This window comes from Faecalicatena orotica, from assembly GCF_905197545.1.
Taxonomy (GTDB): domain Bacteria; phylum Bacillota; class Clostridia; order Lachnospirales; family Lachnospiraceae; genus Faecalicatena_A; species Faecalicatena_A orotica.
The window spans coordinates 290,849-314,181 of sequence record NZ_CAJJZH010000002.1; the positions used below are offsets into that span (position 1 = coordinate 290,849).

Genomic DNA, 23,333 nt, shown 5'->3' on the forward strand with positions numbered 1-23,333 from the left:
GGCCACTGAGCGAAAATAATTACTGAACAGAAATGGGGGCAGTGAACAGACGGTACATTGCCTCCAGACAGATTCTTGAGTGCTTTAAGTAATGCCCCAGTTCGATATGTTCATTGGGACCATGTGCATTGCTGGGCGGCTCGTCCGGAAAGACAGGCCCGAATGCGGCAACGGTATTGCGGGCATGTCTTGCATAGGTTCCGCCGCCAGTGGAATAGATATTACAGTTTTCTCCGGTAACGGCCCTATAGGCGTCAGACATTGCCGAAATCATGAAGGATTCCGCGGGGATATGAAGCGGTGCCATATGCTTTATTTCTGTAACGGTTACCTGATATGCAGTGGCATTTTGCCTAAGCTGATTTATAATCATTTCTTTTGAAGCAGTGACGGGATAGCGGATATCAGCTGATATAAGCTCCGTGCCATCCTGCACAGCAACTATCCCGGCATTTAAAGTCAGGGGGCCGGATTCCTTGTCGGCCATTCGGATTCCCAGTGAGGAACCATCATATTCCAACCCGATTTTTTCAGCGGCAAATGTCAGTAACAGTCCTAATTCATCCCGCGTAAATACCTCATATAACAGATGTATGAGTTTCGATGCTGCATTTTCTCCCAGTTCAGGTTCTGCACCGTGTGCGGCTTTCCCGACAGTGTTAAGGAAGGCGAGATCCCCCTCTTTTCGGATGGAAAAACCGGAATTTCCCTGAATGGCGGCCTTTAACTTGTCATACTGTATATTAGAACAAAAAATTTCTGCATGTGCCCTGTCCGGAACTGCATTTACAGCAAGTCCTGCATGGAAAGACTTGACAACGCTGCATCTGCTGTGTGGGACAGAGAAGTCTGCACACAGGATTCCTTTCTCGCTGCCGCAGATTCCATAAGAACAGTCCGGAGTAAATCCCATTACGGGATATCCACGTTTGCGGTAATACACATCCAAATCGTTGCTTCCAATCTCTTCACCACAGCCAAATACCGTGCGGAGGCAGTAATTGCCTGTAACATGTGCGTCCTTCAGTGCCTTGAGTGCATAGAGAGAAGCTATGGCGGCACCTTTGTCATCTGCCGTACCCCGTCCATATAAAAAGCTTCCTTTTTTCACCATTTCATAGGGGTCTGTATTCCATCCGTCCCCCGCGGGAACGACATCGACGTGGGTTAAAATATCTATGTATGAATTTCCGGTACCATAGCTTGCCTCTCCTGCATAATAATTCACATTTGCAGTCGTAAGCCCAAGCCTCCCGGCCAGATTCAGAATGTAATCGAGTGCCTCCCTGCATGGCTGGCCAAATGGTTTTTGCCTGGAGGAGGTATCACATACAGAAGGGATAGAAACTAATGCGCCAAGGTCTGCCAGCATATCGTCAAAATATTGATCTATCTTATGACCAAATAACATCTGATTTTTCATAAAAAAATTCCTTTTGTCAAAATGAAAAAATGTTTAATAGTACCGTTGTAATAGAAACTTAAAAAAATGTTGACAAAATAGCAAACAATGTTCATGATTAGTACAAAACAATATAAAAATATAGTATCATAGGGAAGAAACTCGTGCAATTCATAATTTTGTATAATGAGATTCTAAAAAAGGATGTCTAAGTGCTGAATTGGCAGTAGGAAGAAAAGTAAGTGGGAGAAGAGTACAATGGCGGTAACATTACAGCAGATTGCCGATAAAGCGGGTGTGTCCCGGGGGACTGTAGACCGTGCTTTGAAAGAGCGCGGGCGGATCAATCCGGAGGTGGCTGCAAAGATCAGGAAAATTGCAGATGAGATGGGATACCAGCCGAATAGAGCGGGAAGAGCGCTGGCGATGGCAAAGCACTCGATCAAGATCGGGATCATCATACAGTCTATGGAAACCCCGTTTATGCAGGGGGTGCTGGAAGGGGCAAAGGACGCGAAGCAGGAAGTTGAGCGCCTCGGTGCCACGGTAACTATCAGGAAGATATCAGAGCTTGATTCTGACAAGGTTATAGCGGCAATGCATAAGATGAAGGGGGCCGGTTACAACGGGATCGGCCTCGTCGCGTCAGATGAAGAAAAGCTGGCCGATACGATCGACCAGTTTACAGAAGAGGGCATCTCTGTTGTTACATTCAACTCCGATGCAGCAGGAACAAAGCGAATGTGTTTCATCGGGCAGAATGCGGGACAGAGCGGAAGAACGGCAGCCGGCCTTATGGCGGAAATTTTGCCGGATAATGCAGTTGTCCAGGTGATTTCAGGCTATGCGTCCAATCAATCCCACAAGGAGCGTGCGGAGGGGTTTATCAATGAACTGAACTATTGCAGGCCGGATGTTAAGCTGCTTGGAATCCGGTATGCTTATGATAATGACAGGGCGGCGGCAGAGATTACACAGGAAGTTCTAAAAGAACATAAAGAATTAAACGGAATCTATCTGGCAGCCTCCGGTGCGAAGGGCGTCTGCCAGGTGATTGGGGAGAAGGGACTTAAAGGAAGTGTAAAAGTGATTTCCAATGACATCACGGATTCCAACATCGAGTCACTTAAGAACGGGACGATTCAGTTTATTCTGGGACAGGATGCTTATTCACAGGGCTACAGGCCGGTCATGGTGCTGTTTGACAAACTGTTTGACGGAAAGGACCCGGAGGAAGAATACCAGTATACAGAGATTGTGATAAAAACAAAATATAATATATAAATCTCCCTGAGGGGATCTGGTTAAATTTAACAAAGAAATGTGCAAAAAGCATTTTTTCAGCAGTGGAAAAAGTCATTTTGCACATTTTTTTTGTTTATTAATTGTCAAATAGTGAAGTTGAATAAAAATGGAGATTAAAATTTGTGCAATTAAACTATTGCGTACACGTGCCCGCAATGATATTATACAATCACAGAAACAAAAACAAGAACACATCATAAAACAAACAAGATGAAAGGTGGAAACAAAAATGTTAAATGTAGGAGTAATCGGATGCGGCGGAATGGGAAGAGATCATATCCAGAGAATCACAGAGAGAATTCAGGGGGCACAGGTAACTGCCGTATCAGATGTATTTGAGGAAGGTGCAAAGAAAGCTGCCGGGATTGCAGGCGGGGCAAAGATTTACACAGACGGGAAGGCACTGATTCACGATCCGGATGTAGATGCAGTATTAATTGTATCGCCGGGATTTGCACATGTGGATGACCTTCTGGAGGCGATTAAAGCCGGAAAAAGAGTATTCTGCGAGAAGCCGCTGTGTACAACGGCAGATGACTGTAGAAAGGTTATGGATGCAGAGGTACAGTCAGGAAAGCATCTGATCCAGCTCGGGTTCATGCGTCGTTACCACAAGGGGTACAACCAGATCAAGGACGCGATTGCGACAGGAGAGTATGGTGAGCCGCTGATCATGCACTGCACACACAGGAATCCAGAGGTTGGAACAAACTATAACACACCAATGGCAGTACACGACACCGTGATCCATGAGATCGACCTTTGCCACTGGCTTGTAGATGACGACTATGACAGCGTTCAGGTGATCATGCCAAAGGTAACGAAGTACTCACACTCCGAACTGAAAGATCCACAGATTATGCTTATGCGTACAAAGAGCGGTATCTGCATTGATGTGGAATGTTTTGTAAACTGTAAGTTCGGGTATGATATCAACTGTGAAGTTGTCTGCGAGGACGGCGCACTGAAGATGGGAACACCGATGGCTCCTTCTGTCAGAAAGAATGCACAGTGTTCTACAGAAATCACAACAGACTGCTTCGTACTCTTCAAAGACGCATATGATGCAGAGATCCAGAACTGGGTTGACTGTGCGGCAGCAGGAGTAATTGAAGGGCCAAGTACATGGGACGGCTACCTTGCGGCTGTTACGGCAGATGCACTCGTAAAGGCTCAGGAAAGCGGGGAGATTGAAAAAGTTGTAACCGTTGAAAAACCAGAATTCTATAAATAATTTTTTTTGAATAACGCGTGCACGTGTACGCTAAAATAATTAGGATATTAAAATAAATCAATATAGTAGTCTCGGGAAGAGAACTCGTTGACAGGAGGATATGAAAATGAAAATAGGATTTAATGAAGCAACAGCACTGGAGTGTAAAGGACAGTCTTTAATGGCAGATTTGGAAGCATGTGAAAAATATGGTTTTGATTACATAGAGATTCGTTTTGACTGCATCAAGGATTACCTGAAGGACCACACACTGGAAGAACTCGCTGACTGGTTTCAGAACCACCATCTGAAACCGTGGGCTTACAACACCCTGATCTACTTCAACCAGAGAGATGAGGAGGGGGTAAAAGAGATCGATGAGGAAACGGATTTCATTATTAAGGTCTGCAATGCAATTGATATGAAAATGCTGATTACCGTACCTCAGTTTGACGTAAAAGACAAGAGTGTTTCAGAGATCAAGGAAGAGGCTGTACAGAGACTCCGTTATCTTTCCGACAAGGTCGGCTCCGGCATCAACATCTCCTTGGAATTCTGTGGTGCTCCAAACTGCTCTATTAATCAGTTCGGAACAGCCTATGATGTCGTAAAGGCTGCAGACAGAGACAATGTAGGTATTACGGTAGATACTTTCCACTTCCACGAAATGTGCTCAAAGCTCGAGGACCTTCAGAATGCAGACGGAAAGAAGATTTTTGCATACCACCTGAATGACTGTGAAGACCTGCCGCTTGGTTCCTGTGGAGATGACAAGCGTCTCTGGCCGGGAGAAGGCGTTGTGGACCATGCAGGGATTGCAGCTGCATTGAAATCAATCGGATTTGACGGTGTATGTACGATTGAAGAATTCCGTCCGGAATATTATGAGATGTCATTGGATGAAAATGTGAAGAAGGCAGCAGAAGTAACAAAAGCATTCGTGCAGAAATATTTCGGATAGGACATTAGGAGGAATCATCATGCTTGATAAAAATAAAGTATCTCTTGGAATTGCCCCGATCGGGTGGACGAACGATGACATGCCTGATCTGGGAAAGGAAAATACATTTGAGCAGACAATAAGCGAGATGGCCCTCGCCGGATTCAAGGGCTCAGAAGTGGGCAGTCATTATCCTGCTGATCCAAAAGTATTGAAGAAAGCCCTTGACCTGAGGGGCATGACAATCTGCAACCAATGGTTTTCCTCGTTTCTGATCAGCAGGCCGTATGAGGAGACAGAAGCTGCCTTTATCAAACAGTGCCAGTTCCTAACGCAGGTGGGGGCGAAATGCATCGGTGTTTCCGAGCAGAGCTACAGCATACAGGGAATGCTGGACCATCCCATTCAGGAAGGCAAGTATGTGATGAATGACGAAGAGTGGGAGAAGCTGGTGACAGGCCTGAACAAGCTCGGCAGGATTGCGAAAGACCAGGACATGGTGCTCACTTTCCACCACCACATGGGTACGGTTGTGCAGACGGAAGAGGAGATTGACCGTTTTATGAAATCTGTGAATCCGGAACTGGTCTTCCTGCTGTTTGACAGCGGCCACCTGTCATTTGCCGGCATTGATCCGGAAAAGATTCTGAAGAAATATGTGGACAGGGTCCGCCACGTCCATCTGAAAGACTTAAGAAAAGAAGTTGTAAAGCAGTCGAGGGACGGGAAATGGAGTTTCTTAAAAGGCGTGCGTGCGGGGACATTTACCGTACCGGGAGACGGGGATGTGGATTTTGTACCGATTTTCCAGATTCTGGAGGAAGCAGATTACCAAGGCTGGGTGGTCGTAGAGGCAGAACAGGACCCGGCGAAAGCGAATCCATTCGAATATGCACTAAAGGCGAGAAAATATATTGCAGAAAAAACTGGTTTGTAAGAAAATGAGAGGAGAGTCTGATTATGAAGATTGCATTTGACGTTGATGTCCTCGCAAAACAGATGGGGATCAGCGATATGGTACATCAGGTTGCGGACTGGGGATATAAATATATCGAACAGTCACCGCATCCGAGGATCAATCCGTTTTACAAGCACCCGCTTTTCTCCAGAGAGTGTGAGGCAGAGTACCGCAGGGCCCTGAGGGAAACGGGCGTGGAGATTTCCTCTTTCATTGTGGTATACCGGTGGTCGGGGCCGACGGAGGAGCAGCGCAGGATTGCGGTGGAGAACTGGAAGCGTATCGTGGAGATCGCCGTGGATATGGGCGTACAGGTAATCAACACGGAGCTTTCCGGCGACCCGAACCAGCAGGAGATCTGCAATGGTATGTGGTTCCGCTCAATGGATGAGCTGCTTCCGCTTTTTGAGAAGGAAGGAATACGTGTAGAGATCCAGTCACATCCGTGGGATTTTTGCGAGCTGAATAATGAAACCTGCGACCTTGTGAAGAGTTACCGCTCTGACAACCTGAAATATGTGTACTCTGCACCCCACGGTTTCTTCTATGACCAGGGAAAAGGGGACGTCCGTTCCATGCTGGAATATGCGGGAGACGATCTGAGTCATGTACTTTTCGCAGATACCTTCAACCAGACGAAGGACTGCCGGTATATCCTGAATCCACCGTGGCTGAACCAGAGGGGGAAAGAAGATGTTTCCATCCACCAGCATAACCCGATGGGAGAGGGCGATGTGGATTTTGAAGGAATTTTTGAAACTTTGCGTAAAATGGATTTTGCAAATAAGACATTTAAGGTTGGCGGAGACGCAATATCCTGTGTATCCATATTCGGATACCCGGAACGCATGGATGTAGAAGCACCGCGTGCAAGAGAGAGGATAGAGAAAGAACTCTTGAGATAGGCTCTTACGCAGATAAGAACCGGGAGGAATCTGTATTATGAAATCACCAGCCGAATTATTGAATTTTAAGCAGCATGGGAAGGACATGAACGAATTTGTAAAAGTGCCGGTATCGGAGAAGCTCGCGTATTGTTTCGGCGATCCGGCGCTGACACTGATGTATACAATGACAACCACCCTTCTCATTTATTTCTATACAAATGTGGTGGGAATCTCAGCAGGGGCAGTCGGAATGATCATGCTTGTATCCCGTGTGTTTGACGGTTTCTCAGACGTCCTGATGGGGACCATTATAGACCGCACGCATTCGAAATACGGAAAATCCAGAATCTGGATCCTGCGTCTGGCCGTCCCGTATGCACTGGCTGCCGTAGTACTATTTACGATGCCGGGGCTGGGGCCCACAGGGAAAATCATATACGCTTTCGTCACTTATAATATTATGAATACGGTCGTCTATACGGCGATCAGCCAGCCGTTCCATGCGCTAGGTTCCCTGATGAGCCGTGACCGCAGGGAAAGAGATGTTATTTGCAATGTCCGTATGGTTCTGTCCATCACGGCCAGCATGGTCATCACGGCATTTACCCTGCCGCTGATTAACAAAGTAGCCGGGATGATACACAACGAACAGGCGGCGTGGATCATCGTGACGAGTGTATATGCGGTAATTTCCGTGTTTGTACTTCTGAATACATACACAACCTGCACGGAGCGCGTGCAGACTGCACAGAAAAGCAAAGAAAATATTCCGTTCTGGACCGCCTTAAAGGCGACGGTGACAAATCCTTATTTCCTGATTGCACTGGGACTGATGCTGTTTTATACGGTGTACCAGATCATTATCGGAACGGACCTGACCTATTACTGCCAGTATATTTTAGGCAATGTGGATTTGGTTATGCCTCTGTCTGCATCTGAAAAAATTGCAACCATTATAGGTATTGCATTGCTGCCGAAGTTACTGCCGAAATTCGGGAAAAGGAACCTGATTTGTGCAGGGTGCCTGCTCGGGATTGCGGGGCAGCTGCTGTTTCTCCTTAATAGTACAAGCGTGACCCTTGGTATTGCGACCTGCATCATGAGGGGGATCGGAATCGCCCCGTTCTATGGAGTCCAGTATTCACTGCCTAGCGATGCGATCGAGTACGGACAGTGGAAAACCGGGCTGCGGATCGAAGGGCTGATGTTTTCTTCTATGAGTATGGGACAGAAAGCTGGTTCAGGCTTCACATCTGCAATCATGGGTGCTGTTCTTTCTATGGCGGCATTTGACGGGCTGAAAGCCACTGCGGCAGAGCAGACGGCAGAGGCGGTCTCCGTAATCAGGACATTTTACCTTTATGTACCGATCGCAATCTGGATCATTATGTTCCTGATTGCCCTTTGCTATAAACTCGATAAAAAGTATGACCGCATGATGCGTGAGCTGATTGCAAGAGAGGGCAAAGATGCAGCCGGATCCGGAGATACAGTGGATATCCCACAGTCAGTAAACGGAAACAAAATCAATATTGCCATCGGACGTGTCTATGGCGCAAGCGGAAGAAGGATCGCAGAAGGCCTTGCAAAAGAGCTTGAGTGCAGGGTTTATGACAGGCAGATTATCTGTCTGCTGGCAGAGAAGCTGGGGCTGGAAGACGCACAGATGGGAGATGTGCAGAAATATCTGGACTCATACAATGAAAATGAACCTCTTACTTTCTCACCATATACATATCCGGCAGCGGGAGTTGCGGAGGATATGACAGATGTGAGCATGTTTACGGAGCAGAGCAGAGTGATTCTGGAACTTGCAAGTAAGTCTCCGGGAGTATTCCTCGGCCGCTGTGCAAACTTTGTACTGGCAAAGCAGCCTCATACATATTCGTTCTTCCTGTATGCGGATGATGAGTACCGTGAGCGGGAGGGCGCCGAGTATTATGAGGGTCAGAGTCTGAAGGAACTCAAAGAGAGGGATGAACAGCGTAATGAGTATTACCGGAAATTCACAGGTGCCAGAAGGGATGACCCGAAACATTACGATATGGTAGTAAATGTCGGAAAAACCGGAGTGGAAGGTGCGGTGCGCATGATACTCGATTATGTTGAGAAGAAAGAGAAACAGAAGGGCTGATAATTCTTCCTCTAAAACTACTTTTGATATTGAACTGCTTTCTTTAAAAGTGTCTGTGTGTAGAAAAGGGCACGGATATAGTATATAATGTTGAAAAAAGAAAGTAGTGAAGGAAGTCTATGACGGTTGATTTTATGGAAATGTGGAAACACATTGTTTGGTGCAGCAATATTAATCTGACATTGGTAAAATCCGGGACAGATGACATACCGGATTTCGATCTGGGACTCCGCCAGACACTGCTGCAGCCGGGGGAAAAGGAATACTTTATCCAGTTAATCAGAGATTTTGGCAAAGAGGGAACGATTTGTTATGTAAATGATTATTTTGACGTGGAATATAGTGTAGTTCCGATACCAAAGGAGGAGCCATACGGGGATTTTGTGATTCTTGGGCCTTACAGGGACGGATATCTGGATCAGGTACAGCTGAATGAGCTGATGGAGAGAAAGGCAATCCCCAGAAGCTATGTGAATGAATTGAAGGAATACTACAACGCTGTACCGATTCTGAATAATATGGACCAGTGGAGAGAAATGTGCAGAACCATGACGAGGGTCCTGTATCAGGAAAAAATGCACATCCGGGAGGAATATGTGACCCTGACGGGACTCATAAGCGAATATCAGTTTGAGACGGCAAAAGATGTACTGTCCTTTCGAATGATTGAGGAGCGCTATGCCGTCGAGGCGGATATGCTGAAGGCGATATCCTCCGGTAATACCGAAGAGGCTGTGAAAGCTTTTAACCTGATGGGAAAATACAAGGTAGACAACAGGTACAAGGACCCGGTACGCAATCTGAGAAACAGGCTGGTTATAGCCAATACTGTGTGCCGGAAAGCGGCCGAGGCGGGAGGTGTCCATCCGGCTCATATAGACGCCCTGTCTGTCGAGATGTCTAAGCGGATTGAAACAATCAGCAGGAGACAGGAATATGACCGCTTTATTGAAGAAATACTCCGAAAATATTGTATGCTGGTGCGCAACTACTCCCTGCGCGGCTGTTCTCCGGTGATTCAAAAAGTAGTGAACCATATCAATTTAAATCTGACAGACGATTTGTCTTTAAAACGGATGGCAGAAGAGTATTCTGTGAATTCCAGTTATTTATCAACTTTATTTAAGAAAGAGATGAGCGTGACCTACTCCGATTATGTAAACCAGCAGAGAATCAGGCAGGCCGTAAAACTTCTTAATTCCACTAATATGCAGATTCAGGATGTAGCTTCGGAAAGCGGCATCTATGATGCAAACTACTTTCGAAAACTATTTAAAAAAATAATTGGGATGACGCCTACCGAATATGTCCGGCAGGTAAAGAGTTATCCGAAGAATGCAGGACCCCTTAATTGAAAAGGGGTTCTATTTTTTTGCTTATAAGATAAAAACAAATCATATTACCTGAATCACTAATATTTGTCCTGCTGGATTTTAAATATCCGTGCTAGAGTGTGTTTACTCGATAAAATCTGAAGGAGGGAAGAAATGAAAGAGAAGTTTATGATTTCCGGATTTGCAGACGAAATCAGTGCCGATTTTACAACCCAGCTGGAAACCGTAACGGGACTGGGGATGCACTACATTTCACTCAGGTCTGCAAATGGAAAGGGGATTGAAGCGTACACGGAGGAGGAAGTAAAAGAACAGCTTCTGCCTGAACTTGCCCGGTTTAAAGTTCAGGTATCCTCACTGGGGTCCCCGATCGGCAAGGCCGGTGTGGAAGATGAAGATGGGTTTCAAAAGCAGCTTAAGCAGCTGGACACCCTGTGCAGGATTGCAGGGATTTTAAACTGCAGATATATCCGGATCTTCAGTTTTTACATTCCAGATGGAAAGAACCCAGAGGACTATAGGGAGACGGTTTTTACCAGAATGGCCCGGTTTTTAGAAATCGCCCAAAATTATGGATTGGTTCTCCTCCATGAGAATGAAAAAGGGATTTTCGGTGATACCAAAGAACGGTGCAGATTACTAATGGAAGAATTTAGAGACCCACACCTTCGCTGTGCATTTGACTTTGCTAATTTTGTACAGTGTAAAGAAGATACCGAGGCATGCTGGAATCTTTTAAAACCTTATATTTCTTATATCCACATCAAAGATGCACAATCTGGAAATAAGGAAAATGTAGTATGTGGAACGGGAGATGGAAAGATTCAAAAGCTTCTGACAAGGGCCATCAGGGAAGAAGGGTATGAGGGATTTTTAACGCTGGAACCCCATCTGGTACTGTTTGATTCCCTGTCATCTCTGGAAAAGGAGGATGCGAAGAGCGTTATCCGCGAGAACAAGGCGAAGGACGGAGCAGAAGGATATGCCATGCAGTACCATGCTTTATGTAAAATTCTGGAGGGGATGTAAATGCATCTTCCGGCTGGGAAACGAGATTCAAAAAGTGTAGTTTATAAAAAATGAAAAGGAGAAGGAAGTTATGGAAAAAAAGATTCGTTTTGGACTCATTGGTATTGGTGCCCAGGGAGGGGCCTATGCTGGTTTTTTAACAGGTAAGGGAAGAGTTCAGGGAATCCCGGCGCCAGAGTGCCCGCCTCACTGTACTCTGGGTGCCCTGTGTGATATTGACCCTGAGAAAGAAGCAATCTGCAGGGAGAAGTATCCGGAAATTCCTTTCTATAAAGACTGGAAGGACATGGTGAATTCAGGAGATGTGGACGCCGTGGTGACTACAGTCCCCCACTATCTGCATCCGGAAATTGCCATTTACTGCTTAGAACACGGCTGCCATGTACTGGTGGAAAAACCGGCAGGTGTTTATGCAAAGGCAGTCCGCGAGATGAATGAGTGTGCCACAGCCCATCCTGACGTGGCGTTTGGAATCATGTTTAACCAGCGTACGAACCAATTATACCAGAAAATAAAAGCAATAGTGGATTCCAAAGAGCTGGGTGAAATCCGCCGTTCCAACTGGATCATCAATTCATGGTGGAGGCCGGACAGTTATTACCGGCAGAGTGACTGGCGGGCCACATGGGGCGGGGAAGGCGGAGGGGTTCTTGTGAACCAGGCTCCCCACCAGCTGGATTTATGGCAATGGATCTGTGGCGTGCCGAGTAAGGTATACGCCAAGTGCCTGTATGGATGTCACAGAGAAATCGGTGTGGAGAATGATGTGACTATCGTGACCGAATACCCGAACGGGGCCACGGGAAGCTTTATTACCTGCACCCATGACCCGATTGGTACGGACCGTCTGGAGATTGACTTGTCCGGCGGGAAGATTGTGGTTGAGGGAAGTGCGACAGCCACGGTGATACGCCTTAAAAAGAGTGAAGCCGAGATGAACGCCACGCTGAGTATGCTGGACGTGATGCAGCTTGTACAGGGGAATGCAGCGAAATCCAATGAAATGTTCACGGTGGAAACCTTTGAGAACGCCGACTGCTGGGGCGCACAGCATATGACGGTTATGGAGGATTTCGCATTACATATCCTGACGGGGGCCCCTCTTCTGGCACCGGGCTCGGAGGGGATTCATGGTGTGAACTTAGCGAATGCAACTCTGCTTTCTTCGTGGCTGGGAAAGGAAGTGGACAATCCTGTGGATGAGGACTTATATCTCGAAGAACTTAATAAGCGGATTGCTGAAGAAGGCTTGTTTCCTGTACGTCAGGAGAATTAAGCGAAAGGGGGAAAGAGAATGAAGAGAGCAGCTGTAATCGGCCTGGGGGATATATCCGGCATTCATATCCGGGCGATTCAGGAAAATCCGAATATTATGCTGGCAGCTGTCTGTGACATTGATGCAGAACGGAAAGCTTATGCACCGGAGTCAATCCCATTTTATACAGATTATGAAGAAATGCTCAGACAAGAGAAGCCGGATTCCGTCCATATCTGCCTGCCGCATTATCTGCATGTACCCGTATCCCGGGCATGTATCGGCATGGGGGCCCACGTATTCTGTGAAAAGCCTGCAGCTATAAATGCAAAGGAGGCTGCAGAGTTTGCAGCTTTTGAGAAGGAACACCCAAAGATGCACATAGGAATCTGCCTGCAGAACCGTTTTAATGAGTCTGTCGAAATGCTAAAGAAAATCATTGACAGCCGGGAGTATGGGAATGTGACAGGAACAAGGGGAAGCGTCTTATGGTGCAGAACCAGAGAATATTATGAGGAAAAACCGTGGCGGGGAAAATGGAAAACCGCCGGGGGCGGATGTATGATTAACCAGTCCATCCATACGCTGGATTTACTCTATTATCTGGGCGGCCCTGTAAAAGGGGTAAAGGCATCCTCAGGGCAGCTTCTGGATTACGGGATCGAGGTGGAGGACACGGTTACGGCACGCCTTATTTATGAGAGTGGCGCTTCCGGATTGTTTACAGCTACCAACGCGAATTATAAAAACGAGAGCGTTCAGATAGCGGTGCAGCTTGAAAGGGCGGAATTTGTAATCATGGATAATATTTTGTACCGTCTGATGCCGGACGGCGGCAAAGTGGAATTGGCAGAGGACAATAAGGTTCCGGGGACAAAGTTTTATTATGGGGCCAGCCACGGCAGGCTTATAACACTGTTTTACGATGCGCTTGAAAGGGAGAGCCAGAACTACCTTCACGTATCGGATGCGGTAATGAGCATGAGGCTGATAGATGCCATACAGAAGTCTGGAAGAACCGCTCAGTTTATTACTTTGTAGAGATAGAAAGGAACGTAAAATCATGAAAAAAGGATTAATTGGTGTTCAGATGAGCACGATCAAAGAAAAAATAGATGAATTAGGCGCATATGGTACTTTAGAGGCATGTGCAAAGCTGGGGTTCCACTGCGTGGAAATCAGCCAGATTCCAATGACGCCGGAGAATGTAGCGGGAATGAAAAAGGCGTGTGATGATTTCGGAATTAAGGCAGCAGCCTGCACAGCAGCTTTAGAACCGATAACCCCGGGGATGCCGGGAGAATACCTGACTGAGAATTTTGAAAAAATTGTAGAGGACTGCAAGATATTAAATTGTGATATGCTCCGGATTGGCATGCTCCCGATAAGCTGCATGGGCAGTGAAGAGGAGGCGCTGGATTTTGTGAAACGGGCGGACGAAATGGCGATTAAACTAAGAGAGAGGGGCATTGACCTCTACTACCACAACCATCATATGGAATTTATAAGATATGGCGGCCGGTATCTGCTGGACATTATCAAAGATACCACAAAACAGATGGGGTTTGAGCTGGACATACACTGGATTAAGAGAGGCGGGGAGGACCCTGTGGAATACATAAAAAAATATGCAGGACGGATCCGTCTCCTGCACCTGAAGGATTACCGCATTGGACAGATGAAGCTGCCGGAAGGTGTGTTTGATTCTGCATCCTTTATGCAGGCATTTGCAAATATGGTGGAATTTGCTGAAGTGGGAGAGGGAACACTGCCAATTAAGGAATGTATGGAAGCCGGTCTTGCAGGAGGAAGTGAATATTTTCTGATCGAACAGGATAATACATATGGAAGAGATCCCTTTGAGAGCCTGCGTATCAGTAAAGAACATCTGACTGAGATGGGATATGGAAGCTGGTTTGAACTGTAGGCATGTTAAGGGACATGCGTAAGGCCGGGCAGAAAAGTGCCCGGCCTTACAATTAAAAGGAACGCATGAAAGATAAGAGGAGGAAGATTTTATGGGAGCTAACAATACTTCGATAAAAAAATTTGGATTTGCTGATAAGCTGGGATACATGTTTGGAGATTTTGGAAATGATTTTACATTTATACTGTCTTCTATGTTCCTGCTGAAATTTTATACAGACGTCATGGGCGTTTCTGCGGGTTTGGTGGGACTGATGATGATGGCGGCCCGTTTCGTGGATGCCTTTACGGATGTAATCATGGGACAAATTACAGACCGAAGCAAGGTGGGGGCAAAGGGGAAATTCCTGCCCTGGATCCGCAGGATGTGCGGTCCGGTGGCAGTCGCATCTCTCCTCATGTATGCCAGCTGGTTTCAGGACATGAGCATGGGATTCAAGATATTCTGGATGTTTTTTACATATCTGCTGTGGGGAAGTATCTGCTATACGGGCATTAATATACCATATGGTTCTATGGCGTCTGCTATTTCCAGTGAGCCTGCTGAGAGGGCCCAATTGTCTAACTGGAGGACCATCGGTGCCACACTGGCGAATACGGTTATCGGCGTTGCACTGCCGCTGTTCGTTTACTATACCGATGCGAATGGAAACAGTGCTTTATCAGGAACGAAAATGAGCATTGCAGCACTGGCCTGCTCTATATGTGCGGTAATCTGCTATATCCTCTGTTACAATATGACCACCGAGCGGGTTAAGCTGCCACAGAAGACAGAAAAATTTGACTTGAGGGAACTGCTTGGCAGCCTTGTAAAAAACAGAGCCTTAGTAGGGATTGTGGCGGCCTCCATCTGTCTTTTGCTGGCCCAGCTGACACTGGGTGCGATGTCGTCCTATATTTACCCTAACTACTTTGGGAATATCAGGGCACAGTCTGCATCAGGGCTGGTCAGTACGGCTGTTACACTGGTCTGTGCAGCGTTTACCGTAAAGCTGTCCCAAAAGTTCGGGAGAAAGGAGCTGGGAATCATGAGTGCCTTATTTGGAGCAGGTGCACTCGTAATTACATTTTTCCTGCACACCCACAATGCATGGGTATTCGTAGGGATGTATGCACTGGCTTATAGTGGGCTTGCTGTTTATAGTCTGATCTGCTGGGCGATGATTACCGATGTCATTGATGATACAGAGGTGCGGACGGGAGAGCGCTCAGACGGAACCATCTATGCAGTCTATTCCTTTGCACGTAAGCTGGGGCAGGCGGCATCTTCCGGGCTGACGGGCGGCCTGCTTGCAATTGTAGGCTATACACAGGCTTCCGCTTATGAGGAGAGTGTTGTGAATGGGATTTATAACATTACCTGTCTGGTACCTGCCGCGGGCTTCATTCTTCTGGCAGTTGTTTTAAAATTTTTATATCCATTAGGGAAGAAGAGAGTAGAAGATAATGCAAGAATACTGGAAAAGAAGCGCAGTGACCATGCTGCGAACTGATCCTGCCGGAAAGTCAGATAACCGGGGAAATTAGAAAAAGCATATCCCCACCGGAAATTCAATGCTGCGAAACATGAATTCCGGTGGGGATATTTACGTTTTATCACTTTAAAAGACGCATTTAGATAATGCCCTGAAACTATACAAGGTCTGCATTCTTGCGTATCGTTTCCTGAATGATATTCTGTACATAACTTCCGATATGCTTCTTGTCTTCTTTATCCAGATTGTTCGGATAAATTGGTTCTCCGTATTCAATGACAACATGCACCTTTTTAATTCTTGGAAATTGTTTTTCGAATATGGCACACGTGTTATTCATAGAAACAGGAATGATCGCACAGTTTGTCTTAGTAGCGATTTTAAATGCGCCGTCTTTGAACGGGAGCATACTTAATTCCTCGCCTTTGTTGCGGGTCCCCTCCGGGAAAATACAGATGGAAATCCCGTTCTTAACATAATCGATTGCCTGTAAAATCGTCTTGAGCCCTTCCTTCGGATTCTCTCTGTCAAGGAAAAGGCAGTAGAGATAACGCATCCACGTGGAAAGCAGCGGGATATGCTCCATCTCCTTCTTTGCAACATAGCCGGTCAGCCGGCGGCAACGGGAGTATGTAAGCAGGATATCGAAGAAGCTGCGGTGGTTCCCGATAAAAAGAACCGGCTCGTCCGGTACATGCTCTTCTCCGATCACGGTTGTCTTAACACTTGTAAACTTCAGGATGACTTTGAATGCCCACTGCACAATGCGCAGGGAGCTGTAGTCCCTTTTTTGGCGGTAAAACTTTCCGATGATCCATTCGACCAGAAAAACCGGGATCGAGAGTATCAGAAACGTCACCAGAAAAATTACGACACAAATAAATCTGAACATAAGGAAAATCCTCTTTTCTTAATAAATAAAATATACCAGAAGGGATCCCCCTCCTTAGATATTTGCTTTTCAATTATACTAAAGCATACAGCAAATAACAAGTAATGAGAAGGATATTTGCGGCATTTTTTTCTGTTTTACAGCTATTTTAACCTGTTTCTATGTCAAAGGGCAAAGGAGTTTGACGGTTACTGTGCACAGTAATGTTTGGTGGTATATTTATCTGCCCCGCATAATAAGATAATAGAGAGAATATACCGCGGGGAATGGATATGAAGAAACTGTATTCCAGGATATTATTTCTGTCGGTTCTTTTGTTAGCGCTGACACTGACGGGCTGCATCTCGCGTCCGCAGAAAACGGAAAAACTGCGGGATCTGGATTTTACCGTCATGGATAAGGAAAAGGTGCCGGATGAGTTAAAGGCGGCGATTCAGGAGAACAGGGATATGCCTTTCAAGCTGACCTATGCCGATCAGGGATACCTGTATATTGCGGAGGGGTACGGGCCGCAGAAGAAAAGTGGGTACAGCGTGGAAGTGACAGGGCTTTATGAAACAGAAAATGCTGTTTATATACATACGAATCTGCTGGGACCTGAGAAGGGCGAGAAAACACAAGATGTGGTCACATACCCTTATGTGGTGGTGAAACTGGAATATATTGACAAAAATATCGTGTTTGATTAGAGGAGGATGCATATGGAATTGATTAAAAAACAGGTACATTACACACAGGAAGGGAAACGGACATTTGACCAGTTCTATCTGGACGAGGATTACAATGTTCCTGACGCAAAGGAAGACGTCCAGCAGATTATCCAGGGCAGCGGGACGGTAAAAATAGAGGACATTAAGCTGGTAGAGAATTACATACGCATCTCCGGAAAATTATATTTTCAGATTCTTTATGTGACAGCGACAGGCGATCCACAGCCGGCGGTTCTGGACGGGAAGATTCCTTTTGAAGAAATGGTGTACACTGACGGTGGGGAGATGGAGAGCTATTTTATTCAGAATATCCGCGTAGAATTTACTTCCACACTCGTGCACTCCCGCAAGCTGAGCATCCGCGCGATGGTAGAAATGGAAATCGGCAGGGAAAAGCTGGAGGACGAGGAAACGACCGTGGATATCGACAGTTCCGTTCCCATTTACAAGAAAATGAAACGTGTAAACCTTCTTGAGCTGCATACGACCAAAAAAGATACTTACCGGATCAAGGAAGAAATCACCCTTCCCGGCACGAAAGAAAGTATAGGGCAGCTATTGCTGACCGACGTCAGCAGCAGAAAACTGGAGATACGGCTCGGTCAGGATGAAATGCAGCTGAAAGGCGAAATGCTCGTATTTTGTATGTATTTATCCGAGGACGGGAAGACAGACTGGCTGGAGCAGACCGTTCCTTATGAGGGCCGGATTGAGTGCGGCGGTGTGGAAGAGGGCATGTATTACTATGTACACAGCAGTCTGGAAGACACGCTCGTGGATATCCGTATGGATGAGGACGGAGAAATGCGTTTGCTGGGTATCGAAGGGACGCTGAATCTAAGAATGAATATTTATGTGGAGGAAGAGGTTGAACTTCTGGAGGATTTATACTCCCTTGAACAGAATTGTGGATTTGAGACAAGGGAAGCGGTTTATGAGGAGCTGCTAGTCCAGAATTATTCGAAATGCAAGGTATCCGAAAGACTGTCCCTTCCAGAACTTAAGGATGACGTCCTGCAGATATGCCACAGTGAGGGCAGTGTCCAGATTGAGCATATGGAGCAGACGGATGCCGGTATTCAGATAGAGGGAATCCTGCATCTTAATTTCCTGTACCTGAGAGCGGATGATGCCATGCCGTTCGGCGGCTGGCAGGGAATGGTGCCTTTCTCCTACCTTTTAGAGTGTCCGGGAATGACGGAAGACGTGCGCTACAATATTTCTTACCATGTAGAGCAGCTTTCTGTGAATCTGGCCGGCAGTGAAGCGGTAGAAGTCAAGGCAGTCCTCGCATTCGATATCTTCATGCGAAAACCGGTTCCAATGCAGGTAATTACCGATGTGGAGCTGACCCCGGTATCTATGGAAGAAATGGAGAAACGTCCGGGCATTGTAGGATATGTCGTGAAAGACGGAGATGAGCTGTGGAATCTGGCAAAGAATTATATGACAACGATAGAGGGCATTAAGGAAGTCAACGAACTGGAGGGCGATTCGATCAAGCCGGGGGATAAACTGCTGATCTTCAAAGAGAATATGAGCATTTTGTAAAAAAACAGACTGCCGGGCAGGGCTGTCTTAGAAAAAAGGGAACGGAAGGATATGCCGCGGATGATGCGTCCGCGGTTTATATCTGTAAAGGAAACTTTATTCTGGGGCAGCCCTGTCTGCTTTTTTTACCACGAGAAGCGGGCCAGGCGGACAAACCTGTTTGATGTATCCTCTTGACAAAGAGACAATAATGATTTAAACTGACTATAATGACTAAAAATAATAAAAATGGTCAGTAAAAAGGAGAAGCCAATATGCCCAAGATTGTTTCAGAGGAAGAGCGCGGTCTGGTTAAGGATGCAATGTATGATGCCACGATCGGGCTTATCCGGAAAAAAGGAGTACGCAAAGTAACCGTGGATGATATTACAGAAGCCGTAGGAATCAGCAAGGGAGCATTTTATATGTATTATCCATCAAAAGAAGTATGCATCTATGAAGTGCTTAAGCAGAATGAGAAAGCATTATTTGCGCGCATGGAAGAGATTATGCAGCAGGATCTGCGTGATAGGGAACGGTGCGCAGCACTGATCAGGGAAGTGATGCTGTCACAGGACAGCCTGATATTATTTTTATCCCCGGCCGACATGGAGATCCTTCTGAGAAAACTGCCTGTCGAATACAGGGAGCGTGAGGCGAAGAAGTCTGATGATTATTTTAAGAGGAGCCTCGAACTGCTGAAAGTAGGAAATGACAAGATGGAAGCGGTCGCAATGCTGACGGACTGTTTAAGTGTCGTTGCCTCTAATGAAATGTTCAGCGAGCGTGGAAAACAGGAGGCTCTGGATGTACTTGTGATGGCAATGGCGGATTATATTTCAAAGGAGGAGGGCGTATGAGGACAGTAATCGTCAGTGAGAGGGAAGATACCCCGGCTGCGGAAAAAGGAACCTTTATACTGGATTTGTCGTCGAGGGAAGTCCGGGACTGCACCGGCTGCTGGAGCTGCTGGCAGAGAACCCCGGGGCGGTGTGCATCCCATGACCTGGATGATTTTTACAGGGCGTTTATGCAGGCCGATAAGGTCATCTTTTATATTGGCGTATCCTGTGATTTCGTAAGCGGGAAGCTGAAAACACTATTTGACAGGATGATCCCCCATTTTCTGCCCTATACGACTTACAAGACAGGGGAATCCATGCATGTGACGCGGTATGATCATTATCCGGAGATTGAGGTTTATTACAAAGGAGATTTCAGCAGCCGTGAGGCACGGATACTATATGAAGAATATCTGGGCCGTGTCTTTTATCATTTCCACATTCCAAAAGTATTGATTCACTCTGAAAATGAGAAGAAAGAGAGAACAGCATGAGTACTCTGATTATAAATGGCTCCCCTCGGGGAAAGAATGGAAATACGGAAATCTTTATCCGGCAGTTTTTATCTGGTGCGGGTGAGGAATATCCGGTCAGATATGCAGTAAAAGAAGACCCGGAAACCCTTGCGGAAATGCTCCGGCAGTATGATACGTTACTCATTTTTATGCCGCTGTATGTCCATGCAATGCCCGGGATTTTGATGAAGCTGTTCGAACAGATGCGCCCGTGCGGGGAAGGGCAGAAGATTGGGTTTGTCGTGCAGGCAGGCTTTATAGAAGGGGCGCAGGCAAGATTTTTAGTGCGTTATTTAGACCAGTTTGCGGGACGCTTAGGGTATGAGAACCTTGGCACCGTGACCAATGGCGATGCGGCGGGGACATCGATGCTTCCTGAATTTATGAACAGAAAGCGTTTCAAACATCTGAACGCGCTGGGGGCAGGCTTCGCCGGAGAGGGACAGTTTGACCGGGAAGCAGCGGCCCTGCTGGCGGGGATTTATGAACTGACGCCGCGGAAAGTGAAGATGTTAGAGGCAATGAATAAAATCGGGGTAAGCCATATCATGTGGAAGAAATTCTGGCGGGATAACGGGCAGCTCGAACATGGACTGGACCGGCCATTTCTCCCAGATTCTTTTGGGTAATATGTATAAAAAGAAAACGAAAAGTTTGTGAAAGATTACGAAATGAGCAAAAACTGTTGACAAATCAGGGAACAGATAGTATATTTGATTTAGGGAATGGGAACGTTCCCTAAATGATAAACATATATACATCAGTATATTTTATATTAATAAAGCACCAGTACTTATTTTTTTACACTTTTATGGGAACGTTCCCTAACAACTTTTATGGTAATGAAGCGGACATTCTTGTATAATGAAATACAAAGCACATGAAAGGAAGTTCGCATATGAGTACAATATTTGATGTCGCAAAAGCGGCAGGAGTATCAAAGTCAACCGTATCCAGAGTGTTGAATGGAGAAGACGGGGTAAAAGAAGAGACCAGGATAGCTGTGGAGAAGGCGATTAAGGAGCTGAAGTATTCCCCCAGTTATTTTGCACAGGGAATCCGTACAGGGCGGACGAAGACAATCGCGATGATGGTTCCCGAATATACGAATATATTTTACAGCGAGATGTTCCGCGGGGTGGAGGATGTTGCCCTGGAATATGGTTATATGGTACTCGTCTGTAATACGGAGCGCCATGCCAACGCGGAGATTGAATATACGAAGGAGCTGCTGAAGCGGAAGGTAGACGGGATTATTTACAATACATATTCTAACAGCGAGGCCATGCTGAATTACTTAAAAGAGTTATCGAGGCAGCTCCCGGTTGTGTTTACGAATAAGATTTTTTCAGAGAATGATGATGTAGCCTATGTTTATACAGATGGATTTAAGGGAAACCGCAGGGCGGTCCATTATCTGTACGAGCATGGCAGGCACAAGATCGGATATATCAGGAATACCAGCGATATCAGTGTGATTGAGGAACGGTACGAAGGGTATCTTCAGGGGCTGAAGGACTGCGGGCTGCCGTACCGCGAGGAGTTTGTTTACCGGATTACCCAGAAGAAGGAGCCTGACTATATCAAATTAGGGCATGAGGCCGCCGAGTATTTTATAGGGCTCGAAGAAAGGCCGGATGCCATACTGGCTGCGATTGATACACTTGCAATTGGATGTGTGCAGCACCTTCAGAAGAAGGGGGTCAGAATCCCCGAGGATATGAATATCATTGGGTTTGATAATATTTCTTTAAGCGAGATGATTGAACCTCCGCTGACGACGATCAGCCAGCCGATCCGAAGGATGGGCCAGAAGGCTGCTGAGATTGTGATTGCCAAAATTGAGGGCAGAGAGACGGAGGACCATATTGTATTTGATGGAGAACTCATTGTGAGAGAAACGACGAATTGATATTTCCCTTTTCCTGAGGCCTGGCCGGCATACCTTCTGGAAAAGGTGAATATAAAGCCAAGCGAACAGGGAGGAAATACAATGAAGAAAAGAATATTAAGTGTGATTTTATGTACCGTCATGGCAGTAAGTCTGGCGGCTGGATGCAGCAGCAAAGGCGGGGAGGACAGTCCTGCTTCTGATTCGGGCAAGGAGGACAATGCAAAGGATGACGGGTACAAGCTCGGGATTTCCGTTCTTACGATGTCTGGACAGTTTTTCATCGATATGGTGGATTCTGCACAGGCAGCAGTGGATGAGACTGGCGGGGAGCTGATCGTCAATGATGCGGACAACTCTTCCGAGACGCAGGTAGCGGCGCTGGAGAACTTTATCTCGGCTGGTGTTGACGGCATTATTGTGACGGCGGTTGATACGGAAGCAGTAGCGCCGGTTATTAAAGAGGCAAAAGAAGCCGGAATCGCGGTTGTCTGCCATACTTCCAAGGTAGACGGTTATGATGCTTATATCGGGGCTGATGAGTATCAGTTGGGATACACACAGGGACTTGCTGTCGGCAAGTGGATTGCTGATAACTGGGGGACAGATGAGAAGATTGAAGCGGCGACCTTGAATTATGACCTTTTGGAATCCGTAATCCAGAGGAAGGTCGGAATCATGGAAGGTGTAGCCGAGAACGCACCGAATGTAGAATTTGTTGCTGACGCGACAGCAGCGGATCAGGCGGAAGGCATGACTGCCACGGAGAACTTCCTGCAGGCGAACCCGGACTTAAGGATTGTGTGCGGAGTCAGCGATGGCGCGGCTCTCGGGGCATATGAGGCATTCAAGGCAAACGGCATGACCGATCCGAAGAAATACATTATCGCAGGTGTTGATGCGACAGAAGAAGCTTTGAACAAGATTTCTGAGGGGACAATCTACCAGTTTACCGTCGACCAGAATCCGACAGCTACAGGGAAACAGCTTGTGGAGACCTGTGTGAAGGTGATCAAAGGTGAGGATGTCGAGAAGGACTTTAATCAGGAACTGGTTGCAGTGACACCGGACAATATCAAAGATTATGTAAAATAA

21 protein-coding genes are annotated in these 23,333 nt (G+C 46.5%); 19 read left to right on the top strand and 2 right to left on the bottom strand.

The window, feature by feature from the left end:
- Window positions 1–19: 19 nt before the first annotated feature.
- Window positions 20–1,423, bottom strand: coding sequence for a Sapep family Mn(2+)-dependent dipeptidase (locus ABIN22_RS04925; protein ID WP_346907026.1), 1,404 nt, complete (start codon window positions 1,421–1,423; stop codon window positions 20–22).
- 237 nt (window positions 1,424–1,660) lie between these two features.
- Between ABIN22_RS04925 and ABIN22_RS04930 the strand changes: the two genes are divergently transcribed.
- The 12 genes from ABIN22_RS04930 (at window position 1,661) to ABIN22_RS04985 (ending at window position 15,876) form a co-directional block, all read left to right on the top strand.
- Window positions 1,661–2,686 carry a LacI family DNA-binding transcriptional regulator gene (locus ABIN22_RS04930; protein WP_346907028.1) on the top strand — a complete coding sequence of 342 codons (1,026 nt, stop codon included), beginning with the start codon at window positions 1,661–1,663 and terminating at the stop codon, window positions 2,684–2,686.
- Window positions 2,687–2,936: 250 nt separating this feature from the next.
- Window positions 2,937–3,941 carry a Gfo/Idh/MocA family protein gene (locus ABIN22_RS04935; RefSeq protein WP_109729978.1) on the top strand — a complete coding sequence of 335 codons (1,005 nt, stop codon included), beginning with the start codon at window positions 2,937–2,939 and terminating at the stop codon, window positions 3,939–3,941.
- 106 nt (window positions 3,942–4,047) lie between these two features.
- The gene (locus ABIN22_RS04940; protein WP_346907030.1) at window positions 4,048–4,881 is read left to right on the top strand and encodes a sugar phosphate isomerase/epimerase family protein; all 834 of its coding nucleotides are present in this window, start codon (window positions 4,048–4,050) and stop codon (window positions 4,879–4,881) included.
- Between the two features lie 19 nt (window positions 4,882–4,900).
- On the top strand, window positions 4,901–5,797 hold the full coding sequence (iolE, locus tag ABIN22_RS04945) for a myo-inosose-2 dehydratase (protein ID WP_346907032.1): 897 nt from the start codon (window positions 4,901–4,903) through the stop codon (window positions 5,795–5,797).
- A gap of 23 nt (window positions 5,798–5,820) precedes the next feature.
- Window positions 5,821–6,723, top strand: a complete 903-nt coding sequence (locus ABIN22_RS04950; RefSeq protein WP_118620956.1) for a sugar phosphate isomerase/epimerase family protein — start codon at window positions 5,821–5,823, stop codon at window positions 6,721–6,723.
- A 37-nt stretch (window positions 6,724–6,760) separates the two neighbouring features.
- On the top strand, window positions 6,761–8,839 hold the full coding sequence (locus ABIN22_RS04955) for a cytidylate kinase family protein (RefSeq protein ID WP_346907035.1): 2,079 nt from the start codon (window positions 6,761–6,763) through the stop codon (window positions 8,837–8,839).
- A gap of 134 nt (window positions 8,840–8,973) precedes the next feature.
- Window positions 8,974–10,194: a helix-turn-helix domain-containing protein gene (locus ABIN22_RS04960; protein WP_346907037.1), complete on the top strand. Its 1,221-nt coding sequence runs from the start codon at window positions 8,974–8,976 to the stop codon at window positions 10,192–10,194.
- Between the two features lie 132 nt (window positions 10,195–10,326).
- Window positions 10,327–11,202, top strand: a complete 876-nt coding sequence (locus tag ABIN22_RS04965; RefSeq protein ID WP_346907039.1) for a sugar phosphate isomerase/epimerase family protein — start codon at window positions 10,327–10,329, stop codon at window positions 11,200–11,202.
- 70 nt (window positions 11,203–11,272) lie between these two features.
- Window positions 11,273–12,478 (top strand): Gfo/Idh/MocA family protein, encoded by a 1,206-nt coding sequence (locus ABIN22_RS04970; protein WP_346907041.1) that lies wholly within the window; start codon window positions 11,273–11,275, stop codon window positions 12,476–12,478.
- An 18-nt stretch (window positions 12,479–12,496) separates the two neighbouring features.
- Entirely contained in the window at window positions 12,497–13,498 is a 1,002-nt protein-coding gene (locus tag ABIN22_RS04975) for a Gfo/Idh/MocA family protein (protein WP_346907043.1), read from the top strand.
- 22 nt (window positions 13,499–13,520) lie between these two features.
- Window positions 13,521–14,384 (top strand): sugar phosphate isomerase/epimerase family protein, encoded by an 864-nt coding sequence (locus ABIN22_RS04980; protein ID WP_346907045.1) that lies wholly within the window; start codon window positions 13,521–13,523, stop codon window positions 14,382–14,384.
- A 91-nt stretch (window positions 14,385–14,475) separates the two neighbouring features.
- A complete protein-coding gene (locus tag ABIN22_RS04985; protein ID WP_109729987.1) occupies window positions 14,476–15,876 on the top strand; it encodes an MFS transporter in 1,401 nt (466 codons plus the stop codon).
- Window positions 15,877–16,015: 139 nt separating this feature from the next.
- Here ABIN22_RS04985 and ABIN22_RS04990 read toward each other — a convergent pair whose 3' ends face one another.
- Window positions 16,016–16,750, bottom strand: a complete 735-nt coding sequence (locus ABIN22_RS04990; RefSeq protein WP_346907047.1) for a lysophospholipid acyltransferase family protein — start codon at window positions 16,748–16,750, stop codon at window positions 16,016–16,018.
- 272 nt (window positions 16,751–17,022) lie between these two features.
- Between ABIN22_RS04990 and ABIN22_RS04995 the strand changes: the two genes are divergently transcribed.
- The 7 genes from ABIN22_RS04995 (at window position 17,023) to ABIN22_RS05025 (ending at window position 23,333) form a co-directional block, all read left to right on the top strand.
- Window positions 17,023–17,439, top strand: a complete 417-nt coding sequence (locus tag ABIN22_RS04995; protein ID WP_346907049.1) for a protease complex subunit PrcB family protein — start codon at window positions 17,023–17,025, stop codon at window positions 17,437–17,439.
- Window positions 17,440–17,451: 12 nt separating this feature from the next.
- Window positions 17,452–19,011 carry a DUF3794 and LysM peptidoglycan-binding domain-containing protein gene (locus ABIN22_RS05000; protein ID WP_109729990.1) on the top strand — a complete coding sequence of 520 codons (1,560 nt, stop codon included), beginning with the start codon at window positions 17,452–17,454 and terminating at the stop codon, window positions 19,009–19,011.
- A 254-nt stretch (window positions 19,012–19,265) separates the two neighbouring features.
- A complete protein-coding gene (locus ABIN22_RS05005) occupies window positions 19,266–19,850 on the top strand; it encodes a TetR/AcrR family transcriptional regulator (protein ID WP_346907051.1) in 585 nt (194 codons plus the stop codon).
- Window positions 19,847–20,326, top strand: a complete 480-nt coding sequence (locus ABIN22_RS05010) for a flavodoxin family protein (RefSeq protein WP_346907053.1) — start codon at window positions 19,847–19,849, stop codon at window positions 20,324–20,326. The genes ABIN22_RS05005 and ABIN22_RS05010 overlap by 4 nt, the downstream gene beginning before the upstream one ends.
- Window positions 20,323–20,976: a flavodoxin family protein gene (locus tag ABIN22_RS05015; protein ID WP_346907055.1), complete on the top strand. Its 654-nt coding sequence runs from the start codon at window positions 20,323–20,325 to the stop codon at window positions 20,974–20,976. The genes ABIN22_RS05010 and ABIN22_RS05015 overlap by 4 nt, the downstream gene beginning before the upstream one ends.
- A 269-nt stretch (window positions 20,977–21,245) precedes the next feature.
- Window positions 21,246–22,259 (top strand): LacI family DNA-binding transcriptional regulator, encoded by a 1,014-nt coding sequence (locus ABIN22_RS05020; protein WP_346907057.1) that lies wholly within the window; start codon window positions 21,246–21,248, stop codon window positions 22,257–22,259.
- A gap of 81 nt (window positions 22,260–22,340) precedes the next feature.
- Window positions 22,341–23,333 (top strand): sugar ABC transporter substrate-binding protein, encoded by a 993-nt coding sequence (locus tag ABIN22_RS05025; RefSeq protein WP_109729995.1) that lies wholly within the window; start codon window positions 22,341–22,343, stop codon window positions 23,331–23,333.